At 48.4% G+C, this 23,307-nt stretch carries 22 protein-coding genes; 18 read left to right on the top strand and 4 right to left on the bottom strand.

What is annotated here, in order from left to right; genetic code table 11:
- Positions 1-133: 133 nt before the first annotated feature.
- The 14 genes from B5F87_RS06055 to B5F87_RS05995 all read left to right on the top strand — a co-directional run bounded on the left by B5F87_RS06055 (position 134) and on the right by B5F87_RS05995 (position 12,421).
- Positions 134-1,135 (top strand): MBL fold metallo-hydrolase, encoded by a 1,002-nt coding sequence (locus B5F87_RS06055; protein ID WP_087278286.1) that lies wholly within the window; start codon positions 134-136, stop codon positions 1,133-1,135.
- A gap of 349 nt (positions 1,136-1,484) precedes the next feature.
- Positions 1,485-1,865 carry a cyclophilin-like fold protein gene (locus B5F87_RS06050; protein WP_087278283.1) on the top strand — a complete coding sequence of 127 codons (381 nt, stop codon included), beginning with the start codon at positions 1,485-1,487 and terminating at the stop codon, positions 1,863-1,865.
- Positions 1,865-2,470, top strand: a complete 606-nt coding sequence (locus B5F87_RS06045; RefSeq protein ID WP_158096976.1) for a cyclophilin-like fold protein — start codon at positions 1,865-1,867, stop codon at positions 2,468-2,470. The genes B5F87_RS06050 and B5F87_RS06045 overlap by 1 nt, the downstream gene beginning before the upstream one ends.
- 38 nt (positions 2,471-2,508) lie before the next feature.
- Positions 2,509-3,429: a LysR family transcriptional regulator gene (locus B5F87_RS06040; RefSeq protein WP_087278281.1), complete on the top strand. Its 921-nt coding sequence runs from the start codon at positions 2,509-2,511 to the stop codon at positions 3,427-3,429.
- 402 nt (positions 3,430-3,831) lie between these two features.
- A complete protein-coding gene (locus B5F87_RS06035; protein ID WP_204246049.1) occupies positions 3,832-5,196 on the top strand; it encodes an ATP-binding protein in 1,365 nt (454 codons plus the stop codon).
- Positions 5,197-5,459: 263 nt separating this feature from the next.
- The gene (locus B5F87_RS06030; protein WP_242964281.1) at positions 5,460-6,338 is read left to right on the top strand and encodes a flavodoxin; all 879 of its coding nucleotides are present in this window, start codon (positions 5,460-5,462) and stop codon (positions 6,336-6,338) included.
- Positions 6,339-6,364: 26 nt separating this feature from the next.
- On the top strand, positions 6,365-6,922 hold the full coding sequence (locus B5F87_RS06025; protein WP_087278277.1) for a flavodoxin: 558 nt from the start codon (positions 6,365-6,367) through the stop codon (positions 6,920-6,922).
- Positions 6,923-6,999: 77 nt separating this feature from the next.
- Entirely contained in the window at positions 7,000-7,539 is a 540-nt protein-coding gene (locus tag B5F87_RS06020) for a flavodoxin family protein (RefSeq protein ID WP_087278274.1), read from the top strand.
- Positions 7,540-7,589: 50 nt separating this feature from the next.
- The gene (locus B5F87_RS06015; protein ID WP_087278271.1) at positions 7,590-8,108 is read left to right on the top strand and encodes a hypothetical protein; all 519 of its coding nucleotides are present in this window, start codon (positions 7,590-7,592) and stop codon (positions 8,106-8,108) included.
- 79 nt (positions 8,109-8,187) lie between these two features.
- Positions 8,188-9,231: an aldo/keto reductase gene (locus B5F87_RS06010; protein ID WP_087278269.1), complete on the top strand. Its 1,044-nt coding sequence runs from the start codon at positions 8,188-8,190 to the stop codon at positions 9,229-9,231.
- A gap of 222 nt (positions 9,232-9,453) precedes the next feature.
- Positions 9,454-9,630 (top strand): hypothetical protein, encoded by a 177-nt coding sequence (locus tag B5F87_RS20940; RefSeq protein ID WP_158096975.1) that lies wholly within the window; start codon positions 9,454-9,456, stop codon positions 9,628-9,630.
- A 280-nt stretch (positions 9,631-9,910) separates the two neighbouring features.
- Positions 9,911-10,144: a hypothetical protein gene (locus B5F87_RS06005; RefSeq protein ID WP_087278266.1), complete on the top strand. Its 234-nt coding sequence runs from the start codon at positions 9,911-9,913 to the stop codon at positions 10,142-10,144.
- Positions 10,145-10,179: 35 nt separating this feature from the next.
- Positions 10,180-11,073: a DUF3737 family protein gene (locus B5F87_RS06000; RefSeq protein ID WP_087278262.1), complete on the top strand. Its 894-nt coding sequence runs from the start codon at positions 10,180-10,182 to the stop codon at positions 11,071-11,073.
- Positions 11,054-12,421, top strand: a complete 1,368-nt coding sequence (locus tag B5F87_RS05995; protein WP_158096974.1) for an MATE family efflux transporter — start codon at positions 11,054-11,056, stop codon at positions 12,419-12,421. Before B5F87_RS06000 ends, B5F87_RS05995 begins: the two co-directional genes overlap by 20 nt.
- A 113-nt stretch (positions 12,422-12,534) precedes the next feature.
- Here the strand turns inward: B5F87_RS05995 and B5F87_RS05990 are convergent, their stop codons facing one another.
- The gene (locus B5F87_RS05990) at positions 12,535-14,265 is read right to left on the bottom strand and encodes a phospho-sugar mutase (protein ID WP_087278257.1); all 1,731 of its coding nucleotides are present in this window, start codon (positions 14,263-14,265) and stop codon (positions 12,535-12,537) included.
- Between the two features lie 281 nt (positions 14,266-14,546).
- On the opposite strand from B5F87_RS05990, the gene B5F87_RS05985 reads away from it, so the two are divergent.
- The 3 genes from B5F87_RS05985 to B5F87_RS05975 all read left to right on the top strand — a co-directional run bounded on the left by B5F87_RS05985 (position 14,547) and on the right by B5F87_RS05975 (position 17,779).
- On the top strand, positions 14,547-15,293 hold the full coding sequence (locus B5F87_RS05985) for a peptidylprolyl isomerase (protein ID WP_087278255.1): 747 nt from the start codon (positions 14,547-14,549) through the stop codon (positions 15,291-15,293).
- Between the two features lie 163 nt (positions 15,294-15,456).
- Entirely contained in the window at positions 15,457-16,326 is an 870-nt protein-coding gene (fba, locus tag B5F87_RS05980) for a class II fructose-1,6-bisphosphate aldolase (protein ID WP_087278254.1), read from the top strand.
- Between the two features lie 253 nt (positions 16,327-16,579).
- A complete protein-coding gene (locus tag B5F87_RS05975) occupies positions 16,580-17,779 on the top strand; it encodes a thiolase family protein (RefSeq protein ID WP_171900453.1) in 1,200 nt (399 codons plus the stop codon).
- A 53-nt stretch (positions 17,780-17,832) separates the two neighbouring features.
- On the opposite strand, the gene B5F87_RS05970 is transcribed toward B5F87_RS05975, so the two are convergent.
- The 3 genes from B5F87_RS05970 to B5F87_RS05960 all read right to left on the bottom strand — a co-directional run bounded on the left by B5F87_RS05970 (position 17,833) and on the right by B5F87_RS05960 (position 22,392).
- The gene (locus B5F87_RS05970) at positions 17,833-19,587 is read right to left on the bottom strand and encodes a [FeFe] hydrogenase, group A (RefSeq protein WP_087278248.1); all 1,755 of its coding nucleotides are present in this window, start codon (positions 19,585-19,587) and stop codon (positions 17,833-17,835) included.
- Positions 19,581-21,422: an NAD(P)-binding protein gene (locus B5F87_RS05965; protein ID WP_087278245.1), complete on the bottom strand. Its 1,842-nt coding sequence runs from the start codon at positions 21,420-21,422 to the stop codon at positions 19,581-19,583. The genes B5F87_RS05970 and B5F87_RS05965 overlap by 7 nt, the downstream gene beginning before the upstream one ends.
- A 325-nt stretch (positions 21,423-21,747) precedes the next feature.
- Positions 21,748-22,392, bottom strand: a complete 645-nt coding sequence (locus B5F87_RS05960; protein WP_343215730.1) for a biotin transporter BioY — start codon at positions 22,390-22,392, stop codon at positions 21,748-21,750.
- A gap of 272 nt (positions 22,393-22,664) precedes the next feature.
- Here B5F87_RS05960 and B5F87_RS05955 point away from each other — a divergent pair, with 272 nt between their 5' ends.
- Entirely contained in the window at positions 22,665-23,306 is a 642-nt protein-coding gene (locus B5F87_RS05955) for a CpXC domain-containing protein (RefSeq protein WP_087278243.1), read from the top strand.
- Position 23,307 lies beyond the last annotated feature (1 nt).

Genomic DNA, 23,307 nt, shown 5'->3' with positions numbered 1-23,307 from the left:
TACATGGGGGTGAAGAAAAAGGCAAGGGATTTCATTCTTGACCCGCAGGGAGAGAATTTGTTATCCTATGGTTAAAAAAGAGTATATCAGGAGTTTTTTGCGCGAAAACAGAAAGGCAGGTTAAAGAAAAATTATGGTTGAATTAATACATCGCAGCCCGGACATTTACAAGATCGATGTCCCCCTGACGGGGAACCCGTTAAAGAATCTCAATTGTTACGTTATAAAGGACGGCGGGGAAAGCGCCGTCATTGATACCGGCTTCCGCACGGAGGAATGCTGGCAGGCGCTGAAAGGCGGCCTCAGCGAGATCGGCGTGTCGCCGGAGCACACGAAGCTGCTCGTTACGCATCTTCATTCGGATCATATCGGACTGGCGGGATATTTTAATTATCCGGATACCACTATCTATATGGGAAAGGTGGAGTATGAGTATTACCGCCGCATGAAAGAGGGAGATCTTATGGGGCGAATTGACCAGCAGTATCGTCTGGAAGGATTTCCGGAGGATGAGCTTCAGGATGCCATCAAGACAAATCCTGCCAGTATTTATCTGCCGGACGCCACATTTCCGGTGACGACCCTACAGGAAGGCGATACCGTCACTGTGGGAGGCACGACGCTTACTGCGATTTTCATGCCGGGACATACGCCGGGACAGATGATCTTCTATATTGCTGACAAAAAGATCATGTTCCTGGCAGACCACCTTCTGTTTGACATCACGCCAAACATTACCAAATGGTCGGGGATTGACGATTCCCTGCGGCAATACATGAATAATCTGGAGCGGCTGCTGGATTTTGATGTTGACCTGCCTCTCCCTGCGCATCGTAATCTCTCAAACAAAACGCTGGAAGACAGAGTGGCGGAGATCCTCGCTCACCATGCGGTCCGCCTTAATCAGATTCTTAAAGTGTTGGAAAAACAGCCGGGAGCGACCGGATATGAAGTGGCTGGCGGTCTAACCTGGTCCATGCGCGGCAGAGCATGGAAAGACGCCCCGAACCGACAGAAATGGTTTGCGGTGGGCGAGACGCTGGCACACATCGAATATCTGATGGCAGAGAATAAAGTCTGCCGTGTTAAAAAAGAGAGAAACGGGAAAATGATTCATACCTATGAGCTGGTGTGAGGATGAAGAGTAAAAGACAGAGAAATGTACGGGAATATGTTTCTCTGTCTTTCTTTATCTGGTTTGCTTTCTTTGTTGTGATTCTTTGATTGTGGCCATTGATCGTGGTCGTTGATAGTAATCAGTGGTCATGGGATTGGACATGGCCGTTGGTTATTGAAATCGCAGATTTTGCATAGGCAAAAACTATACATTTACATAAAGAACAAATATTTGCTATTGGTCCTCCGAAGGAATATAGTGTAATTGAGAGAAGAAACAGACAACCGTTCCCGATTCCATGGACGGAAACGGGGCACATTTGCCGGCAAAGATCACATCGGTGACTGGTGGAAGGAGGACATATATAATGGAAGGAAAAAATAAGATAAATATCCAGATTGGAGAAAATGTACTGACAGCGACGCTGGTGGAGAACTCTTCCGCAGAAGCGCTTTTTGCCATGCTGGAGGCAGGTCCGCTGACCATTCACATGAACGATTACGCCGGCATGGAAAAGGTAGGCTCCATTGGAAAGCTGCTGCCGACCAACGACCAGCACATCAAGGCGAAACCATGCGACTTGATTCTGTATCTGGGAGACTCCCTGGTCATCTACTACGAGTCAAATTCCTGGAACTTTACCCGCCTGGGCAGGATTGAAGGCGTGACTCAGAAAGAACTGAAGATGATTCTCGGCAGAGGAGATGTTACCGCAGTGCTCACACCTGCCGAAAAGGAGACAAACTGATGGAAAGAGACGCCTGCCGGGAAAAGGTCGGGGCGGAGCGATCAGATATCCGCCGGAAAGCGGGCAGAAGGAAGCGGACAGCCATCGTTTTATGTGCCCTGGTACTTGCCCTAGGGCTGACTGCCTGCGGTCAGACAGGGCAGAACAAGCAGACCGGCCAGGGCGGCCAGGACAGCGCCCCGGCGGGAACGACAGCAGCCGCGCCGGAAACCGCCGAAGAGAGTACCGGAACCTCATCGGACAGCGCCCGGAATACAATCTCCCTCCGCCTTACCACAGAAGACGGAACCGTCATCGAGTACGCCCTCAACGACAGTCAGGCTGCTGCGGACTTATACAGTCAGCTGCCGCGCACCATAGAGGTGGAGGATTACAGCACCAATGAGAAGATTTTTTATCCGCCGGAGGAACTGGATACCGGGGATGCGCCGGAAGCAGCCGGAGGAGCAGGCGTGCTGGCGTATTATGAGCCGTGGGGCGACGTGGTCATGTTTTATGATGATTTTAGCACGGCGTCAGGGCTGTATGAACTGGGAACAGTGACTTCCGGCAGCGAAAATATCTCCGAGCTGTCCGGCAGTGTTCTGATAGAACAGGCAGAATAATCGATAACTGATATATAGGGGAAACAGGAGGAACGTTTATGGAACTTCGCACACTGCGTTATTTTCTTACCACAGCCGATGAAGGAAACATCACGAGAGCCGCCCATATTCTGCACGTGACCCAGCCGACATTAAGCCGTCAGCTTATGGAGTTGGAGAGAGAACTGGGAACGGTGCTGATCGTCAGAGGCAAAAAAGGTGTTACTCTGACGGATGACGGAATGCTTTTTCGGCAGAGGGCAGAAGAAATCGTGGAGCTTGCCGACCGGGCGGAAAAGACCTTTGTGGAAAGAGAAAACACTGTGAGCGGCATTGTATCCATAGGAGCAACGGAGGCCGTGGGCAGCCGTCTGCTCGCCAGGATTATGAAGAAATTCTCTGACAAATATCCTTTGATTCAGTTTCATCTCTATAATGAGATGGCGGACAACATCAAAGAGCGCATGGACAAAGGACTGGTAGACGTGGGGCTTCTGCTGGAACCGGTGGACACGACGAAATATGACTTTGTCCGTCTCTCCCAGAAAGAAACCTGGGGTGTTCTCATGCGCAAAGACCACCCTCTTTCCCAACGGGAATCGGTGACGCCGCAGGAGATGGCGAAGTACCCGCTGATTCTTCCTCTTCGGGAAAATGTGCGGGCGGACATTATAAACTGGCTGGGAAAAAAAGAACGGGAATTAAAGATTCCTCTGGGCTACACCCTCCTTTCCAACGCTGTGCTCATGGTGGAGGAGGGAATGGGCTGTGCCTTCTGCCTGGACGGCGCGCTTGCCATTCACAGCAGCCCGAATCTCAAATTTATTCCCATTTCACCGGAACACACCACCCGGAGTGTGCTTCTCTGGAAGAAAAACCATCTGTTCACACCCGCCACTTCACTGTTCATTCAGGAAATCAATATGTTAAAGACGCCGATAAGCCGGCGTCAGTTAGAGGAATTTTCCTCCGGATTATGATAATCCGGGGGAAACTCTGGTGGTATATTATTTGGCAACAGGAAATACAGAAGCAGTCATAGATTATATTGTGGAAGATATAGGAAGAGGTTTAGTTGAACTGGAGCCGCCAGAATCTTATACAGATGCAGATATGGAATAGACAGATGATATCAGCCGTGTGTCTCAGGAACATGAAAGTCTGAGATGCGAAAGATTCCAGTTAAGTGATTTTGAATAGGATGTCCAGATGTGGATTGAAGGACTTGGATTATAAAGTAATATTAAAGTATAAAAAAGCATGATTCATAGGAGTCATGCTTTTTTCTTGATATTAATTGTAAGTAGTAATGGAATAATATAAGGATAAGCGTTATAATATATTTACAATATGTTCAGGGATAAAAGAAAGCGGATTATTATTTGATATATGCCATTCAAAAAAATACAGAATGGAAAGAATCCTGGCGTGATGAGTATTTAAAATGGATTTGTGGTTTTGCAAATGCTCAGGGCGGCAAGATATATATCGGAACCGATGATAATGGAAATATCATCGGTGTACAGGATAGTAAAAAGCTGTTAGAAGACATCCCCAATAAAGTGAGGGATATTCTTGGCATTATCGTGGATGTCAATCTGCTGACCCAAGATGGTAAAGATTACATTGAGATATGTGTGAATCCGAGCAGTTATCCTGTGAATTATAAGGGTGAGTACCATTATCGCAGCGGCAGTACAAAGCAGCTTCTCAGAGGAGCTGCTTTGACAGAGTTTTTATTGTCTAAAACCGGATATAAATGGGATGCAGTTCCGGTGGATGGCGTTACGGTTGACGATCTGGACAAAGAGAGTTTTGATATTTTTCGGCGTGAAGCCCTGCGAAGTGGTCGTATGACAGAAGAAGATTTGAATATGAGTAATGAGCAGCTTTTAGATAATCTTGGTCTTCTTGAACATGGTAGGCTGAAACGAGCAGCAATTCTCTTATTCCATCGAAATCCGGAAAAGTGGGTTACGGGGGCGTATATCAAAATAGGATATTTTGGCGAAGGGTCTGATCTGCGTTATCAGGATGAGATTCATGGTTCTTTATTTATTCAGGCAGACAGGGTTATAGAGCTGATATATCTGAAATATATGAAAGCAATGATATCGTATGACAATGTTACAAGAATCGAGACGTATCCACTTCCTAAAGCAGCTGTCAGAGAGGCGGTATATAATGCGATTATCCATTCCAATTATGCGGCGCTAGTTCCAATACAGATTCGGATACATGAGGATGCGGTGTATATCAGTAATGATTGTGTTTTTCCGGTTGGATGGACTGTGGAAACATTGATGGAGCGTCATCGGTCACAGCCCTATAATCCCAATATTGCCAATGGATTTTTTCGGGCAGGATATGTGGAAACATGGGGACGCGGGATAGAAAAAATATGTGAAGCCTGTAAAAAACATGGTGTTCCAATGCCGGAATATACGCTTCATTTAGAAGATATTATGGTGAAATTTACGCCTTTAGGATATCAGGACACTTTAAAAGATCAAAATGTCCTGATAAATGACCCATTAAATGTCCTAATAAATAATTCTTTAGAGGAAAAAGTATTATCAGCAATAAAAGAAAATTCTCACATAACGCAGGCGCAGCTGTCCGCAAAACTAAATCGCTCTGACAGACAGATCAGAAGAGTTTTAAAAGAACTGAGAGAAAAGGGGGTTATTGAGCGTATTGGCAGCCGCAAATCAGGAGAATGGATTGTAAAATCAATAAAGAATTGAGAAGAGAGACGAAAGAGGCTGTTTGGAATTATCTATTTTCCAACAGCCTCACTTTGTCTACAGTCAGAGAGTTCTGCTGGGCAGAACACTGTGTTCTGACAATGTATTCTTTCCATGCATGGAAAAGGATAAAGAACAGGCATTAGACATTATGGAACCTCCTTTTTATAATGAATTCATAAGGTAATCGTAATCAATTACCGCTGGCGCCATCAAAAAGAAAGATGAAGTTAAGGAATAAAAAGTAGATAAGGAGGAATCCCATGACGAAAAAAGCAGAAAATGTAAAGAAAATCATTTCTTCAAAAAGAATAGTATCCACAAAAAGATTACTGTCCCCGAAAAGGATAACAGCCGTGCTGATGACGGGCATACTTCTGATGACAGCCGCCGGCTGTGGCAATGCCGGAACACAGGGCGATGGAGACGTACAGCCGGAAAATACTCAGAGTCAGACGGTGGAAAGCACGCAGGCGCAGCAGGACAATGCGCCGGAATCGGAAACGACAGCTGCGCAGGATACCGGAGCCGCAGCTTCTGATAACTCGCAGGATACCGGGCGGGCGGCAACCTCCGAAGCGTCCGGCACCGCTGCCAATGGCGATTCCAATATTTTGGTCGCCTATTTTTCCTGGGCGGACAACGCCATTCTGGAAGAGGACGTGGACGCCGTGACTTCCCCGAGTGTCATAGCCCCGGGAAATGTACAGGAACTGGCAGGCTGGGTGCAGGAACAGACGGGAGGAGACCTGTTTTCCATCCGCGTGGCGGAGCCGTATTCCAGCGACTGGGATGAATGTCTGAGTCGTGCCAATGATGAGAGAGGCGAGGATGCCCGGCCGGAGCTTGTGGAAAATGTGGAGAACCTGGACCAGTATGACACCGTATTTCTGGGGTATCCGAACTGGTGGTACGGTGTGCCGATGGCGCTTCTTTCCTTCCTGGAAGAAAATGATCTGTCCGGTAAGCAGGTTTATCTGTTCTGCTCCCACGGCACAGGAGGACTGGCCGACAGCGTGGACATCATTGAGGAGGCGATACCAAATGCGGAAATATCTGACAACGTATTCGACTGTTATGAGGAAGACGCTTCCTCCTCTCAGGATGAAATCCAGAGCTGGCTTGGCGAGCTGGGCTATTAAAATGTGGTGGTGAAAGGACGAGAAGAATGACAAATGTATGTGAAAATGGAAATGCAAAAAAGATTTTGATCGTATCCTATTCCTATTCAGGAAACACTCACCGGATCGCGGAAGAAATCCGGATGGCAGTCGGAGGAGACAGCTATACGATTTTTCCGTGGCAGCCATATCCCATGGAATTTTCGGAACTGCTCAGGCAGGTGAAAGAAGAGGTGAAGACAAAATACCGTCCCCGCCTGCTGCCTGTGAATGTTGTCTCTGCGAACTATGATATTATTTTTGCTGGTTCTCCCAACTGGTGCGGAACTATCGCGCCTCCACTTTATTCCTGGCTGTATTACAGCAAGCTGGATGGGAAAATCATACTGCCATTTGTTTCCCATTGCGGCGGTACGCAGGGAGATATTCAAAAAGATATTTCCCGGCTTTGTCCTAAATCAGAGGTGCGTGAGACGCTCTATGTACTGGATAGTACACTGGACGATGGAAGAACATTTCCTGATCTGCTGGCCCGCTGGCTGGAGAAAAATCAAATCCCTCATAAGAAGAAGGGAAAAGAAAACGACGATAAGCGACTGGTGTAAATGGAACTAATGTTTTTTAAGATTAAACAAAATACAAGGATAAATCTTTGATAAAGTGATTCGGGAGGAATGATTTTATGAAAATTGTTGTACTGGAAGGAAGTCCCAATAAAAACGGTTCATCCAATATGCTGGCAGGAGAATTTATGCGGGGAGCACAGGAGGCAGGGCACAGTGTACAGGTGATAGATGCGGCTCATGCCAATGTTCATCCCTGCACAGGATGCATACATTGCGGATATGAAGGGCCGTGTGTGCAGAAGGATGATGTGGAAAAGTTCCGGAAAGAAATTCTTGCAGCGGATATGATGGTATTTGTGACGCCGTTATATTATTACGGTATGTCGGCGCAGCTGAAAACTCTTATTGACCGGTTCTGCGCTTTTAACAGCAGCCTTCAGCGCAAAGGGATGAAAGCCGCCATTCTTTCTGCCGCGTGGAACAGTGACAATTGGACATTTGACGCGCTGGAAGCACACTATGAGACGCTGCTGCGGTATCTGAATCTCACAGATATGGGAAGAATATGGGGAAGAGGATGCGGTACTCCGTCCATGACAAAACGCTCCGCCTATATGAGGATGGCGTATGAGCTGGGAAAGAACCTGAATAAATAAAAAATGTACGAAAAACGATGGATATGATTGCAGGGAGGAATGAACAGAAAATGATGAATGTGTCAAAAGAAGGAAAAATGCGGCTGCATAATGGAATTATTGTTGTCTTTTTACTGTCTTTTCTGCTGGCAGGATTTCATAACAGAATGTGGCATGAAGTTTTTGCGTCTGTCGTACCGGAAAGAAAGAAGTCTGAGGGATTTCTGGTGGAGGAAAGAAAAACAGAGGTAACAGTATATACATACGGGGGAGAAATCTACACGATCATGGGCAATCTGAAAGTGGATGCTCCGGAAGCCGGCGGGAGTGAATATCTGTTGGAAATAAACGGCAGTGTCGATGTACAGACTTCTGATGAAATGAATCAGGAAAAAGCCGTGAGTATGGAAGAAAACGAACAAAATGAGCCTTCTGGCGATGGCAGTGTTTCTCTTACCGTGTACTGCGAAAACAAAATTTATGGATTTTATGGGACAGCAGAAGTAATTGAGCGGCAGGAAAACAATGTGCAGAAAATAGAACTGCACGGGCATAAGGAAGGATTTTACGATAGCGAAGAGGCCCTCTGATACTGGCACACGCATAACAAACTGGTCTTGGAAGCAGGGAGCATTCTCTGGTGGATATTGATGAGAGGAGATAACAAGGATGAAGTATGCAAAACTTGGCAATTCAGAACTTATGGTTTCCCGCATCTGCATGGGATGTATGGGATTTGGCGACGCAAAAAACGGACAGCACAGCTGGACTCTTGATGAGGAACATTCCCGCGAAATCATTCGACGTGGATTGGAATTAGGAGTGAATTTCTTTGATACGGCCATCGGCTATCAGAGCGGCACCAGCGAACAGTATCTGGGGAGAACACTCCGGGACGCCGCAAGACGGGATGATGTGGTCGTAGCCACAAAGTTCGTGCCGCGGACCCAGGAAGAGATCAACGCGGGAATTACCGGACAGCAGCACATTGAACGGCTGCTGAATAAGAGCCTGTCCAACCTGGGAATGGATTATGTGGATCTGTACATTTATCATATGTGGGACTATCAGACGCCCCTTTACGACATCATGGACGGACTGAACCGAATGGTAAAGGCAGGGAAAGCACGTTACATTGGAATATCCAACTGCTTTGCATGGCAGCTGGCCAAAGCCAATGCTCTGGCAGAAAAAGAAGGCTTTGCCAAATTCGTTTCTGTACAGGGACATTATAATCTGATATTCCGGGAAGAAGAACGAGAGATGGCAAAACTCTGCGCCGAGGACAACATCGCCATGACGCCTTACAGCTCCCTGGCGGGCGGACGCCTGTCCAAACACCCGGGCGAGACCTCCAAGCGACTGGAAGAAGACAGCTACGCCCGCTTCAAATACGACGCCACCACAGAGCAGGACGCCATCATCATTGACCGGGTGGCAGAGCTGGCGGACAAACACGGTGTGACCATGACAGAAATTTCCCTGGCATGGCTTCTCACCAAAGTGACCGCTCCGGTAGTGGGCGCTACAAGGCTTCATCACATCGAAGGCGCGGCCAAAGCCGTAGACCTGACGCTCAGCGACAGCGAGATCGCTTATCTGGAGGAAATGTACGTGCCACACAAGCTGGTGGGCGTCATGGCGCAAAACACGCCGGAAGCCGCCAAAGAAAAACATGTGTGGGGCACCGGGAACCAGAAGCTGGATGACTGAGACAACATTCTGTTGAAAAGATAGCGGATGAGGATGCCACTCCTTCAGGATTCTTGTTTACAAAAAGTCGAAATAAAATATTTTATGCTTGATTTATGTATAAACGACAATTTATAATAAAGGTAATTATCTGACCAGATTTTCATATCTCAAATGAAAACGCTGTACTGAAATGCGGAACAGAAAAGATATCTGAAAGAGGACCAGGAGGGAGTGAGAACTATGATGGGAGTGATGGAGAAGCTGCTCAGCGAGGAGCGCGATGAAGGACGAATGGAAGGCAAAATGGACACTTTAGTGCAGCTGGTCTGCGAGGGAATTCTTACGATTTCGGATGCGGCTGCCAGATTATCCATGTCGGAAGAACAGTTTCGAAGACTCATGGATGAAAGGAAGTAATTACGTGTAGTGACAAGTGGATAACAATGATATACGCGGGGCAGCGGCACTGAAATGATCAGGATGCTCTCTTTCGGGCAGGCAGGTAAAATAATAAAACTTGCCGTCCGGGAGAGGGCATTTTTTATGCCCCATTTTTGTCCAAGGGTTTTGCCCAAGAATATTTTTAGCATAACTAAAACCTATGACTCTGCATATAAACCAAGTATTGGCTATTTTAAATTTTCGGTGCTATAGTAAAAACAGAACAAAGGAAATGCCGGCAGAGAGAGGTGAAGCAATGATTGGTTACTCGGAGAAGATGGTCGTCCGGAATCTGAAGGACGCCGGGTGCAGCCCGGAGATGATTATAAAATTTATGGGTTATGCGCAGGAAAGTAAAAAGGAAGAACAGCTTTCACTGCTGGAAAAGCACCGGAAAGAGCTGTTGGATAAAGTTCACGTAGAAGAAAAAAGAATTGACTGTCTGGACTATCTGATTTATCAGGTGCGGCAGAACAGGATTCGGATTTGAACAGCAAAGTAGATATATTAGTAGGAGGAAGAAAAATGAAGAGAATAGAGAATAAAACATTTGATGAGGAGCGGGCGCTCTATGGAAGTCATGGAATTATACTGAATCACTGTGCGTTTGACGGTCCGGCGGACGGGGAGAGTGCGCTGAAGGAAAGCAGCGACATTACCGTGCAGAACACCTTTTGTAATCTGCGGTACCCGTTCTGGCATGACAGCGAACTCAGAATTGAGGATTCGGAGATGACGGAGCTTTGCCGGGCGGCGCTCTGGTATTCGGACAATGTGAAGATTACCGGCACAAAGATGCATGGAATCAAGGCGCTTCGGGAATGCAGCAATGTAAAGATAGGGGAATGCGATATCGTTTCTCCGGAGTTTGGATGGTCAGTGAAAAATATTGAGATGCGCCGCTGCCACGCTGAGAGTGAATATTTTATGATGCGTTCGGAGAATATTCGTTTTGAAGATGTGCAGTTTAAAGGGAAATATTCGTTCCAGTATATTAAGGATGCGGTATTTGAAAACTGTGTCTTTGATACGAAGGATGCCTTCTGGCACGGTCAGAATATCACTGTGAGGAACAGCACTATCAAAGGAGAATATTTCGCATGGTATTCTGATGGGCTGACGCTTATTGACTGTAAAATTATCGGAACCCAGCCGTTCTGTTATTGTAAGAATTTGAAAATGGTCAATTGTGAAATGATTGACACCGATTTATGCTTTGAAAAGTCCGATGTGGAGGCAACCATCACAACACCAGTCATCAGTATTAAGAATCCGCATTCCGGCCGCATTGTCGTTCCGGAGGTTGGCGAGATGATCATGGATGACCCGGAAGCGAAGGGTGAGGTTGTCCTGGAAAATGTAAAGAAGAACGAAAATGAGGAGAGGAAAGAGGAGAAGCGTGTGTGCGATTGTGCATAGGAAAGGAAAGAAAGACAGACTCTCCGGGGATTCCCTACCGCTGCTGCGTACTCTGCTGTGGCTGTCCATTCCCACTGTAATAGAAGAAGTTCTTGCGACGCTGCTCCAGTATGTCGACACCGCTATGGTGGGACAGCTGGGGGAGCAGGCCACCGCTTCGGTCAGTATCACAACCAATGTGACCTGGCTGGTAAACAGTATTCCCGGAGCCATCGGCACGGCCATGCTGGTACTTATATCAAGATCGGAAGGCGCCGGACAGAAAGAACAGGTAAAAAAGCTTGCGCAGCAGGCTTTTTTGCTGTCTTTGGTTTTCGGACTGGTATTAGGAGGGGTATCAGTTCTGCTAAGCAGTCGGATTCCCGTGTGGATGGGAGCGGAGGCATCTATTCAGAACACGGCTTCCCGCTACTTTTTTATTATCAGCCTGCCTATGGTATTCCGCTCCACAAGCGCGATCATGGGAGCGGCGCTTCGGGCTGTGCAGAATACAAAGACGCCCATGCTCATTAATGTAGCGGCCAACGGTGCAAATATCCTGTTCAATTATCTGTTTATTTATGTGCTGGGATATGGCGTGGAGGGAGCAGCCGTCGCCTCGGCTATATCTTATGTGCTTGCCGGCGTTTTTATGTTTCTGTCGTGCCGAAAAAATGAGCTGCTGCGCTGGGAATGGAAACATTTCGCGCCGGATGCCGGATTGCTGCGGCAATGCGCCGCCATAGGGACGCCGGTGCTTGGCACCAGCATGGTTTCCTGTTTCGGCTATGTGGTGTTCGCCAGTCTGATTTCCGGTATGGGGACCACTGTATTCGCGGCCCATTCCATTGCCGTGACGGCGGAGACTATCTTTTATGTGCCGGGGTATGGACTGCGTTCCGCCGCCTCCACCCTCATCAGCAACGCCCGCGGCGAAGGAAATGTACAGAAGTTAAAAACCGTGGCGAAGGTGAGCATTGCTTTGACTGTCGCCATGATGTGCATGAGCGGCATATTGCTCTATCTCGGCGCGCGGCCGCTGATGGGAATCTTCTCGCCCAGCCAGGCGGTGGTAAACCTGGGCGCGCAGATGCTCCGCCTGGTGGCACTGTCCGAGCCGTTTTTTGGCCTGATGGTCGTGCTGGAAGGAGTATTTTACGGCCTCGGCCGCACTCGATATGCCTTCGTGGTGGAAAGCATCGGCATGTGGGGCGTGCGGATTTTCTTTACATTTCTTGTGGTGAGAGTCTGGGGGATGGACCTTCGCGCCGTCTGGTACTGCATGATCGCTGATAATGTCTGTAAAGCGGTACTTCTGGCTATGCCTTTCCTGAGCCGGGCACGGCGTAGGATACTGCTGGAAAAATAATAAAAAACCCGTCTGTTTCTTAGAAAATGAAGCAGATGAAAAAAAGTCGCACGGTATCGTGCGTTAAAAATAAAAAAAGGGACCGCAATCATGCAGTCCCTTCGTTGTGTTTATTACAGCATTTCATCCAGCATCTTCTGGATATTGTCGCCCATGGCGGCTGATAATTCCTGTGCATTTTCAAGGCTTGTGCCTTTTACGCCGTAGTAGAACTTGATCTTAGGCTCTGTTCCGGACGGACGAACGCAAACCCATGCGTCGTCGTTTAAGTCATAGTACAGAACGTCGGAAGCCGGAAGTCCGGTTTCGGTTTCTTCGCCGGTGGCAAGATTCTTTACAACACCGGTCTTGTAATCTCTTGCGGAGAGTACCTGATAGGAACCGATGCTTGTAGGAGCTTCTGCACGAAGTGTTTCCAGAATCTTCTGAATCTGTGCCTGTCCTTCGATACCGGCCAGTGTAACAGACTTCACACTGTCTAAGTAGTAGCCGTATTTCTCGTACATGTCGATCATAGCGTCCCACATGGTCTTGCCCTGGGTCTTGTAGTAGCAGGCAGCCTCGCAGAGAGCCATGGTGGCAACGATGGCGTCTTTATCTCTTGCGTGAGTTCCGATCAGGCAGCCGTAGCTCTCTTCCAGACCGAAGAGGTAGGTTCCTTTTCCTTCTGTTTCCATACGGAGAATCTCTCTTCCGATCCATTTGAAACCGGTGAGAACTTCCACGAACTTAGCGCCGTAAGCCTTTGCGATGGCGGCAACCATGTTGGTGGTAACGATGGAGGAGATAACCTCGCCGTCAGCCGGGATGCCTTCTTTGGCAGCAATCTGGCTTAATGTGTACTCAAGAAGGAGACATCCGCTCATGTTACCGGTCAGTACATGATATTCTCCGTTGTTGTCTTTTACGTAGCAGCCGAGACGGTCAGCGTCCGGGTCTGTGGCGAGAACCAGGTCAGCGTCTTTTTCTTTTGCCATCTTCATACCAAGCTCAAATGCTTCGCTGGATTCCGGATTCGGGTATCCTACGGTCGGGAAGTTGCCGTCCGGCAGCTCCTGTTCCGGAACAACATATACATTTTCAAAGCCGAGCTCATGAAGCACCCGTCTTGCCGGTACATTTCCTGTGCCGTGCAGCGGTGTGTAGATGATGGTGATATCTTTCTGCATCTTGTCGATGGCGTCCTGATTCTTGATCTGTTTTTTAAGAGCGGCGATGTACTTGTCGTCGATGTCTGCGCCGATTACTTTGTAAAGGCCGGCAGCCATGGCGTCGGAAGCGGTCATGGTCTTCACTGTGGATAAATCCTCGATGGCGAGAACCTCAGCGGTAACGCCTGCGTCATGAGGAGGAGTAAACTGAGCGCCGTCTTCCCAGTATACCTTGTATCCGTTGTATTCCGGCGGGTTGTGGCTGGCGGTGATATTGATACCGGCGATGCAGCCCAGCTCGCGGACAGCGAAGGAAAGCTCCGGTGTCGGTCTTAATGACTCGAATTTATATGCGGTGATGCCGTTGGCTGCAAGAACTCTTGCGGATTCATCGGCAAATTCCGGTGACATACGTCTGGAGTCGTATGCGATAGCTACGCGATTGTCTTTTTTGCCCTGTTTTAAAATGTAGTTGGCCAGACCCTGAGTGGCACGGCGTACAACGTAAATATTCATACGATTGATACCTGCGCCAAGTACCCCCCGAAGACCGGCAGTTCCGAAAGCCAGATTGGTGTAGAAACGCTCTTTGATCTCGTTCTCATCATCTTTGATGGCGCGGAGCTCTGCCTTTGTCTCCTCGTCAAAATAAGGATTGGATAACCATTCGTTATAAACATCCATATAGCCCATTTCTTTGTATACCTCCCATAAATTAAATTGACAGATAACGCCCGCAGTTCATCCGATGCATTTCCCTTGCCGGCAAATGCACCTGCTTCCGGACATTATCCAGGTTATGTGCATAGTATACCTTATTTTGTGGAAAATTGAAAGGATTCCCTTTATAAAAATAAAAAAATAGTGTATGATTAACAAGAATGTATCAGAAAATTTGTACAACACTGACACATGACAGAAATGTTGCCTTGAAGAGGTGTACATTTCATAAAAAAGAAAGAAAGGAAACAGACATGGAAAATAAAGTCATTGCCGTTGTGGCAGGAAGAGAGATCACCGAGGAAGAATTCGCGCAGTTTGAAGCACGGATTCCACAGGAGCAGCAGGCATACATCAAGACGCCGGAGGGAAGGAAACAGGCGCTCACCCAGTATGCCAACTATTTCCTGTTTGAGAAACTGGGGCAGGAGAAAGAATACGATAAGAGCGAGGAATTTCTCACCATGCTGGACGGCGTCAGAAGAGAGCTGTTAAGTCAGTACGCCCTCACACAGACGGTAAAAAATATCCGTGCCACAGAGGAGGAGTGCCGGGCTTACTACGAGGAACACAAGGATGCTTTTAAGAAAGGAGCTCAGGCGTCAGCTAAACATATCCTGACCGCCACAGAAGAGGACGCCAATAAGATTCTCGCGGAGATTCAGAACGGTGAAAAGACATTTGAGGAAGCTGCCAAAGAATATTCCACCTGTCCTTCCGCAGCCAAAGGCGGAGATCTCGGTACCTTCGGCAGAGGACAGATGGTGAAAGAATTTGACGAGGCGGTGTTCACCGCAGAAGTCGGCAAGCTTCTGGGCCCGGTGAAGACAAACTTCGGCTATCATCTGATCCGCGTGGACGCACTGACAGGAGAAGGAGTAGCTGCTTTTGAAGAGGTGGCTCCTCAGATCACCCAGCAGATCACAGCGGAGAAACAGAACAAAGTATATATGGAAGTCCGGCAGGAACTTATTGAGAAATACGGACTGGAATTTAAATAGGCAGAAAAGTAAGAAAATATTCATAAAAAATGCAAAATTTATCAGGAAAACACTTCCTTTTTTATTTTGTACGGGGTATAATAAATCCGTATAACTTAGGGCGATGGTATATACATCGACAACTGTGAAAACAGAAGAATATATTTAATGGAGGTTATTTATTATGGCTTTAGTATCAGCAAAAGAAATGTTACAGAAAGCGAAAGCAGGACACTATGCAGTTGGTCAGTTCAACATCAACAATCTGGAGTGGACCAAATCAATCCTGTTAACAGCAGAAGAGTGCAAATCTCCTGTTATCCTGGGTGTATCCGAAGGCGCGGGCAAATACATGGCCGGATACAAAACCGTTGTCGGTATGGTAAACGGTATGCTGGAAGAGCTGAACATCACAGTTCCTGTAGCTCTGCATCTTGACCACGGTTCCTACGAAGGAGCTAAGGCTTGTATCGCAGCAGGTTTCTCCAGCATCATGTTTGACGGTTCTCATCTTCCATTCGAAGAGAACGTAGAGAAAACAAAAGAATTAGTAGCAATCTGTGAAGAAAAAGGTATGTCCATCGAGGCAGAAGTTGGTTCCATCGGCGGCGAAGAAGACGGCGTAGTTGGAATGGGCGAATGTGCAGATCCTCAGGAATGTAAAGCAATCGCTGACCTGGGCGTTTCCATGCTGGCAGCCGGCATCGGCAACATCCACGGCAAATATCCGGAAAACTGGGCTGGATTACAGTTCGATGTACTGGATGATATTCAGAAATTAACCGGAGACATGCCTCTCGTATTACACGGCGGCACAGGTATCCCGGAAGACATGATCAAGAAAGCCATCTCCCTCGGTGTTTCCAAGATCAACGTAAACACAGAGTGCCAGATCGCATTCGCAGAAGCTACACGTAAATACATCGAAGCTGGCAAAGACCTGGAAGGCAAAGGCTTCGACCCACGTAAATTATTAGCTCCTGGCGCAGAAGCAATCAAAGCTACTGTAAAAGAAAAAATGGAGATCTTCGGATCCATCGGAAAAGCTGAATAATAGTTCTTGTAATTAAAGTTTTTCTGTGATATATTAACTATGAAAAGGGAAAGCCAGAACGGCCTGCCCCGTAATGTCATAGTTACAGAGTAACTAAGCCGTCACTGTGGGGAGTGGCGGCTTATTTTTACGGCACTTTACATAAAATTCCAAAAGAATTTATGATAAATTTATAACAAATTTCGTCTTTTTCGTTGACTTTCTTCCCTTTTAACGATATTCTTTTAGTAGAATAATATAAGGAGGAATATCAATGAAGGACGTAGTAATAGTTAGCGCGTGCAGAACGCCAATTGGTAAGTTTCTCGGAATGTTTAAGGATGTCAGCGCAAGGGAGCTGGCGATGACAGCGGGAAAGGAAGCGATAAACAGAGCTGGCATCGAGCCTGCAATGATTGATAACGTTGTTGTGGGACAGGTGTATGCCGGAATGCAGGGAAGTCTTCCGGCAAAACAGATCAGCTATCGTCTCGGATGCCCGGCAGAAAGTAATGCCTGCGTGGTTAATCAGAACTGTGCTTCTGGTATGCGGGCTCTGGAGATCGCCTGCGACAACATTGCCATGGGCAAATCCGAGATCGGTCTTGTAATCGGTGTGGAAAATATGACACAGGCGCCATATATGCTGCCGAAGGCAAGAGGCGGATACCGGATGGGCAACGCGGAAGTAGTGGATTCCATGCTTCATGACGCTCTGATCGATGAGCTGTCCGGCGGACATATGGGTGTGACTGCAGAAAATGTAGCAAAGCTTTACGGTATCACAAGAGAAGAGTGTGACGAGCTGGCTTTAAGAAGTCATCGTCTGGCATGCAAGGCCATTGATGAAGGTAAGTTTAAAGAAGAGATCGTTCCAGTTGAAGTAAAGATGAAAAAGAAAACAATCCTCGCCACAGAGGATGAACATCCGATCAGAGACTGCAATATGGAAACTCTTTCCAAACTTCGTCCGGCTTTTATCAAAGATGGCGTGGTTACAGCTGCCAACGCTTCCGGAATCAACGACGCAGCTGCAGCTGTTGTTGTTATGAGCCTGGATAAAGCAAAAGAACTGGGCGTAACACCTCTGTTAAAGATGATCAACATCTGCGCGGCAGGCGTAAAACCGGAGATCATGGGCGTTGGCCCGGCGGAAGCGATTCCAAAAGCTCTCAAATTAGCCGGACTGAAATACGAAGACGTAGATTACTGGGAGATCAACGAAGCATTCGCACCACAGTTTATCGGATGCGGACGTCAGCTTGAGAAGAACTACGGCATCAAGATCAATATGGACAGAACCAATGTGAACGGTTCCGGTATTGCTCTTGGACATCCAATCGGATGTACCGCTCTGAGAATCATTGTATCCATGTACTATGAGATGAAGAGAAACGACTATAAGATTGGAGGAGCTGCACTTTGCGTGGGAACAGGCCCGGCAATGGCTTCTCTTTGGACAACAGAAATTTAAATTGCAAAGTATACGCCGGGGATGTGAAAGCGTCCCCGGCGTATTATTTTGTCTTATTTCACCCGCTCCGGCGCCAGAGGCATTTCCCAGGCGTCGTGGTCGGTGTGCAGCAGCTTATGTGCCATGCGGGATAGCGGTTTCTCCAGATACTCATCGTAGACTTTCTGTATTTCCGGATTCTCGTGGGAGAAACGCAGTTTGCTCTTGGAATCCAGAAAATAGAGATTCTTGGAGCGGATTGCAGCCATCTCGCGGCCTTCGTGAATCGGCTGTCCGCCGCCGCCTACGCAGCCGCCCGGACAGGCCATGACTTCCACAAAGTGATAGAAGACCTTGCCTTTGCGTACTGCCTCGATCAGCCGGCGGGCGTTTCCGAGACCGCTGACTACGGCGACTTTGACGGTGGTGCCAGCGATGTCGATGGATGCTTCCCGCCAGCCGTCCATGCCGCGGATGCCGTAGAATGCGTCCGGTTCCGGATTCTCTCCGGTGGCCATGTTGTAGCAGGTGCGGAGCGCCGCTTCCATGACGCCGCCGGTGGCGCCGAAGATCACTCCGGCTCCGGAGCCTTCGCCGCAAGGGGAGTCAAAATCATCCTCCGGCAGGCTGTAGATATCGATGTTCAGGGAACGAAGATAATTGACAAATTCCCTTGTATTTAAGACTACATCCACGTCCGGGCCGGTGCCGGTGCTGTCCATGGTCGGCAGAGCGCACTCGGCTTTTTTTGCGATACAAGGCATGATAGACACGCTGAAAATGTTCTCCGGATCCTCGTGGATTTTGTCGGCAAAATAGTTTTTGATGATGGCGCCGTGCATTTGCTGTGGAGATTTGGCCGTGGAAAGGCATCCTGTCATATCCGGATACTGGGATTTTAGGAAACGTACCCAGCCCGGGCAGCAGGAGGTAAACATCGGCCACTGGTAGTCTTCTTTGTGATGAAGACGCTCCAGAAACTCGCTGGCTTCCTCCATGATGGTCAGATCGGCAGCAAATGTGGTGTCGAACACATAGTCAAAGCCCATCATACGAAGGGCTCCGGCCAGACGTCTCGGAGAAGCAAACTTTCGCGAGAGACGGAAACTTTCTGCCCAGGCAGTACGGACTGCGGGAGCCACCTGCACAACGGTGGTTTTGCCTTTGGCATTTAAGAAACCGTTCTGGGAGAATACCGGACGTTTGTCATCCCGGCCCGTGAGAGCACCCACCGGACAATGGGTGATGCACTGACCGCAGAGAGAGCAGTCGGCTTCTTTGATATTCCGGCGAAGGGAGACGTCCACGGTGGTGCGGGAACCGGTTTTGGCAAGATCCCAGACACGCAGTGACTGCACCTTATCGCAGATCTGGATACAGCGCATACATTTGATACATTTGCTCTCGTCCCGGATCAGCGGGAAATCTGACGGCCAGCTGTTATAAGTAATATGCTGCGGGTAGGATCCGGTTCCGAATTCCAGTTCGCTGGCGATTTTCTGCAGCTGACAGTTGCCTGTGCGCACACAGGTCGGGCAGAAGCAGTTGTGCTGGGACAGAATCATTTTGATGTTGATCCGTCTCGCTTCCCGTACTTTCGGGGAATTGGTGAGGATTTCCATGCCTTCTTTTACCACGTTGTTGCAGGAGGTGACAAGACGCTCGATGCCCTTTACCTCAACCACGCAGACGCGGCAGGCGCCGATTTCGTTGATGCCTTTTAAATAGCAGAGGCTCGGCACCGGCATTTTCGCCTCTTTGCAGGCTTCCATGATGGTGATTCCATCTTCCACAGTGACAGGTATATTGTTGATCGTGATATTTACCATTCCTCTACTCGACCTCCTTTAAATACTCCGTAGCCAAAGTGGTCGCAGCGGAGACACCGGCGTGCTTCCTGTGTGGCTTCTTTTTCTGACATTCCCTTTTCCACCAGCTCAAAATCCTGTTTTCGTTCGGTGGTATTTCTCTGCATCATGGTGACGCGGCCGCAAGGGGATTTGTTCTCGATTCTCGGGTCCGGAACCTTCACTTCGCTTTCTATAATATGATTATAACCCAGATAATTGTCTATATTGGCGGCAGCTACTTTGCCGGCTGCGATGGCGCGGATGACTGTTGCCGGACCGGAAACGCAGTCGCCTCCGGAGAAAACGCCGTCCACATGAGGGATGGAGCTGTCGTCCGAAGCGAGAATTCTGCCTCGTCTGACCGGAAGTCCGGCGCGGGCGAATGACTCGGAGACAATATCCTGCCCGATGGCAATGATGATAATATCACACGGAATGTGTATCGGTTCATGGTCGGAATCGGCAGGCATCGGGCGTCCGCCGCTGATGAGACCGATGATCTTCGGGTCGGCGACCATAGCGATGACATTACCGTCTTTGTCTGTTTCGATTTCTTTTGGAGCGTGAAGTTCAAGAATCTCTGCACCTTCAGCAATCGCTGCCTCGATCTCTTCTTCCAGGGCGGTCATGTCGGCCTTCCGGCGGCGGTAGAGAACGCTGACGTTCTTGGCGCCGAGACGGATGGCGGAACGTGTGGCGTCCATAGCAACGTTGCCTCCGCCCACGACGATGACATTTTTGCCGGTGAAGTCCGGATTATTGCCCTCTCCGATGTCCCGGAGCATCTGAACAGCGGAGACGACGCCCTTGGCGTCTTCCCCCGGAATCCCCAGCTTCTTATCCGTATGAGCGCCTATGGAAACATAGACGGCGTCATAATTTTCCCGGAGCATTTTAAAGGAAAGCTGTCCGTCGCCGTCACCGATGGAGGTATTGAGCCGTACTTCCACGCCGGTCGCCAGGATATTGGAGATATCTTCCATGAGACGGTCCTTCGGCAGCCGGTAATTCGGGATACCGTAGTAGAGCATGCCGCCCAGCTGGCTGCGCTGCTCAAAAACGGTACACTGATGCCCCATCTGCTGCAGATAGTAAGCGGCGCTCAGTCCTGACGGACCGCCGCCGATAATGGCAACCTGCTTGCCCGTCGGTTCGGAACAGGCCGGAGGAGGAACAAGGCCGCAGTGGTCTGCTGCATAGCGCTTCAGGCCGCGGATGTTGATGGAGTCGTCCACGATATTACGCCGGCATTTGGTCTCGCACGGGTGCTCGCAGACCAGAGCGCAGGCGGTGACAAAAGGGTTATCCTTCCGGATCAGCCGCACGGCGTCGGCGTATCTGCCTTCTGCCACGAGAGAGATGTATCCCGGAATATCCACGCCGGCAGGACATAAGGTCACACATGGCACCGGCTGTTCCAGATGGAAAGAGCAGTGACCTTCTTTTATGTGTTCGATAAAATCGTCACGGAATCCTTCCAGTCCTTTTAATACCATCAGGCCGGCCTCGTAACCGATGGCGCAGTCGGAACTGTTGTAAATGACCCGGGCGGTCCGCTCGATGAGATCCAGCGTCTCCAGCGTGGCCTTACCGTCCAGTACGTCTTCCAGCATCTCAACGAGAAGGCCGAGGCCGATACGGCACGGTACACATTTGCCGCAGGTCTGTGTATGGAAAAGTTTCAGAAAAGATGCGGTCATATCCACCGGGCACAGTCCGGGCGGAGCAGCCACGATCCGGCGCTCCAGATCCTTGTACAGATCATCTACGACAGACTGTGCTTTGGTTTTGGTAATCACTTCAAGTCTGCTCATGTTTCCCTCCTTAAGCTTAGTAAAAACGTTGTTATTTAAAATAGATGCAGAAAACAGAGATCATGAAGAAGTGTTCAAAATCTCTGTTGTAAGTACATGGTGTGATATCAGAAAGCATCGAAAAAATATTTCGAAATACAGCGCCTTTGCCGCAGGCGGAACAAAGGAAACAGATATAATCTTTTCCTTGTGCCCTGCCTTTCCCGAAATCACAGGTTTATCTAATCAATAACAACTTTATTATATCATATGTGCATAAATAAAGAGGGGGAAAAGTCCGTGAAGTTATGGTATTTTTTCGACCATTATCAGAATTGCAGTGTTTTCAGGCAACAAGTGTCCCGGTTCCACGGAAAACCTTTCGCCGCAGTCCCGGAGCAAGCCAGACCGCCAGAAGTATTTTGATCAGATCTGCCGGCAGGTATGGGATGACTCCTGCCCAGAGCGCCTGGGAGAAAGTAAGGTTGGCCTGTGCCGCGAGCCACGCCGTGCCGAAGGCGTAATTGACGAGGGAGCCAAGCACCAGCCCCAGAAACAAAAGAGCCTTGCTGCTGCATTTCTCAAAAAACAGGCCGCAGATAAGTGCCATGAAGATAAATCCGATGAGATAACCGCCTGTTGGTCCCAGCAGTTTTCCGAAGCCGGAACCGAAAGAGGAAAAGACCGGGAGACCCATCAGACCGATGGCCAGATAAATGAGATAACTCACCGTGCCAAGCTTCCATCCCAGGATACATACAGAAAAATAGATGGCAAGGTTGGTGAGAGTGATGGGAACCGGACTGACCGGGATGGGAATGGACAGCGGCCCGAGGATGCAGAGAACGGCGGCCATGATGGCGGTGAGCGTCATCTGCGCGGTGGTGAAAGCGCGGTACGGTGCGCGTTCGCTGGTATTCATGCGGCTCTGCGGTGAGCCGGTACATTTGTTATTCTGGGATATGTTTGTGTTTTTTTCTGATGATGTCATAATGTTGTCCTTTCTGATTCAGCTTTTCGTTTCTATACGGAATTTTCCCGCAGGGAAAGCATTTGCTAATTTGGCAGGATAGTTGTATGATAGGGTAAGCTGCCAAATTATATTGTTATCATAGAGGCAGATTGGATTATTGTCAACCAAAATATTTAAAATGGTTGACAATTAAGAACGTGAAATGTGACAAATGGTACATTTAGCGGGTAAATGTATCTTTATCTTATAGTAAATTTATAATATATATCATAAAAGGGAGGCAGAGTACCATGAACACCGATACCATGACAAAATACAGCGTGGAAGAATTGAAATGTCCGAAATGCGGGCATCCTCACCAGATGAGGAAGTATTCCGTCATCAACGTGACGGAGAAACCGGGGATGAAGGAAGATATTTTAAAGAACCGGATTTTTAATTTTGACTGCGAGAATTGCGATCTGGTAGCGCCGCTGACCTATGAGAGTATGTATCTTGACAGCAAGAAGAAGCTGGCAGTCTGTCTGTCTACTGAGGAAACGGATCTGGAGCAGCTGAAAAACTGGAAAAAGAAAAGGGGGATGACTCTCAGGGTTGTTGACAATATCAATGATTTAAAGGAGAAAATCATGATCGCGGAGAATCTTTTGGACGACCGGGTGGTGGAGATTGTGAAGATCGCTTACCTGCGCCGTCTGGAGGAGGAGATGAAAGAGGACACGCTCATGAATATCCTCTTTGATTATCACGGAAATGATATGTATTTCCTTGTGTTCTTTGAGAAAAAAGGAATTGGCAGAATGCCGTTTGACCTGGATCTGTACCGCACTACAGCCAGCAAGTACGAAAGGCAGATCAAAGCCCATTCCACAGACGAGTTTATGAAGGTCGATATGAAATGGGCGGGGGATATTTATTTTCAGCGGAGCTGAA

Source organism: Eubacterium sp. An3, assembly GCF_002159465.1.
In the GTDB taxonomy this organism is placed as follows: domain Bacteria; phylum Bacillota; class Clostridia; order Lachnospirales; family Lachnospiraceae; genus Anaerobutyricum; species Anaerobutyricum stercoris.
The sequence above is the reverse complement of the archived record's forward strand: the minus strand, read 5'-3'. Positions and strand labels throughout refer to the sequence as shown.

Excerpts from the sequence above, each read along its gene's own strand:
- B5F87_RS05975 (WP_171900453.1), top strand. The coding sequence starts at position 16,580 with ATGAAGGACGTAGTAATAGTTAGCGCGTGCAGAACGCCAATTGGTAAG.
- B5F87_RS06045 (WP_158096976.1), top strand. The coding sequence starts at position 1,865 with ATGGAAAGAGACGCCTGCCGGGAAAAGGTCGGGGCGGAGCGATCAGAT.
- B5F87_RS06005 (WP_087278266.1), top strand. The coding sequence starts at position 9,911 with ATGATTGGTTACTCGGAGAAGATGGTCGTCCGGAATCTGAAGGACGCC.
- B5F87_RS06055 (WP_087278286.1), top strand. The coding sequence starts at position 134 with ATGGTTGAATTAATACATCGCAGCCCGGACATTTACAAGATCGATGTC.
- B5F87_RS06020 (WP_087278274.1), top strand. The coding sequence starts at position 7,000 with ATGAAAATTGTTGTACTGGAAGGAAGTCCCAATAAAAACGGTTCATCC.
- B5F87_RS06040 (WP_087278281.1), top strand. The coding sequence starts at position 2,509 with ATGGAACTTCGCACACTGCGTTATTTTCTTACCACAGCCGATGAAGGA.
- B5F87_RS05970 (WP_087278248.1), bottom strand. The coding sequence starts at position 19,587 with ATGGTAAATATCACGATCAACAATATACCTGTCACTGTGGAAGATGGA.
- B5F87_RS06025 (WP_087278277.1), top strand. The coding sequence starts at position 6,365 with ATGACAAATGTATGTGAAAATGGAAATGCAAAAAAGATTTTGATCGTA.
- B5F87_RS06050 (WP_087278283.1), top strand. The coding sequence starts at position 1,485 with ATGGAAGGAAAAAATAAGATAAATATCCAGATTGGAGAAAATGTACTG.
- B5F87_RS06015 (WP_087278271.1), top strand. The coding sequence starts at position 7,590 with ATGATGAATGTGTCAAAAGAAGGAAAAATGCGGCTGCATAATGGAATT.
- B5F87_RS06030 (WP_242964281.1), top strand. The coding sequence starts at position 5,460 with ATGACGAAAAAAGCAGAAAATGTAAAGAAAATCATTTCTTCAAAAAGA.
- B5F87_RS05985 (WP_087278255.1), top strand. The coding sequence starts at position 14,547 with ATGGAAAATAAAGTCATTGCCGTTGTGGCAGGAAGAGAGATCACCGAG.
- B5F87_RS05990 (WP_087278257.1), bottom strand. The coding sequence starts at position 14,265 with ATGGGCTATATGGATGTTTATAACGAATGGTTATCCAATCCTTATTTT.
- fba (WP_087278254.1), top strand. The coding sequence starts at position 15,457 with ATGGCTTTAGTATCAGCAAAAGAAATGTTACAGAAAGCGAAAGCAGGA.
- B5F87_RS06000 (WP_087278262.1), top strand. The coding sequence starts at position 10,180 with ATGAAGAGAATAGAGAATAAAACATTTGATGAGGAGCGGGCGCTCTAT.
- B5F87_RS05955 (WP_087278243.1), top strand. The coding sequence starts at position 22,665 with ATGAACACCGATACCATGACAAAATACAGCGTGGAAGAATTGAAATGT.
- B5F87_RS06010 (WP_087278269.1), top strand. The coding sequence starts at position 8,188 with ATGAAGTATGCAAAACTTGGCAATTCAGAACTTATGGTTTCCCGCATC.
- B5F87_RS05960 (WP_343215730.1), bottom strand. The coding sequence starts at position 22,392 with ATGACATCATCAGAAAAAAACACAAACATATCCCAGAATAACAAATGT.
- B5F87_RS05965 (WP_087278245.1), bottom strand. The coding sequence starts at position 21,422 with ATGAGCAGACTTGAAGTGATTACCAAAACCAAAGCACAGTCTGTCGTA.
- B5F87_RS20940 (WP_158096975.1), top strand. The coding sequence starts at position 9,454 with ATGATGGGAGTGATGGAGAAGCTGCTCAGCGAGGAGCGCGATGAAGGA.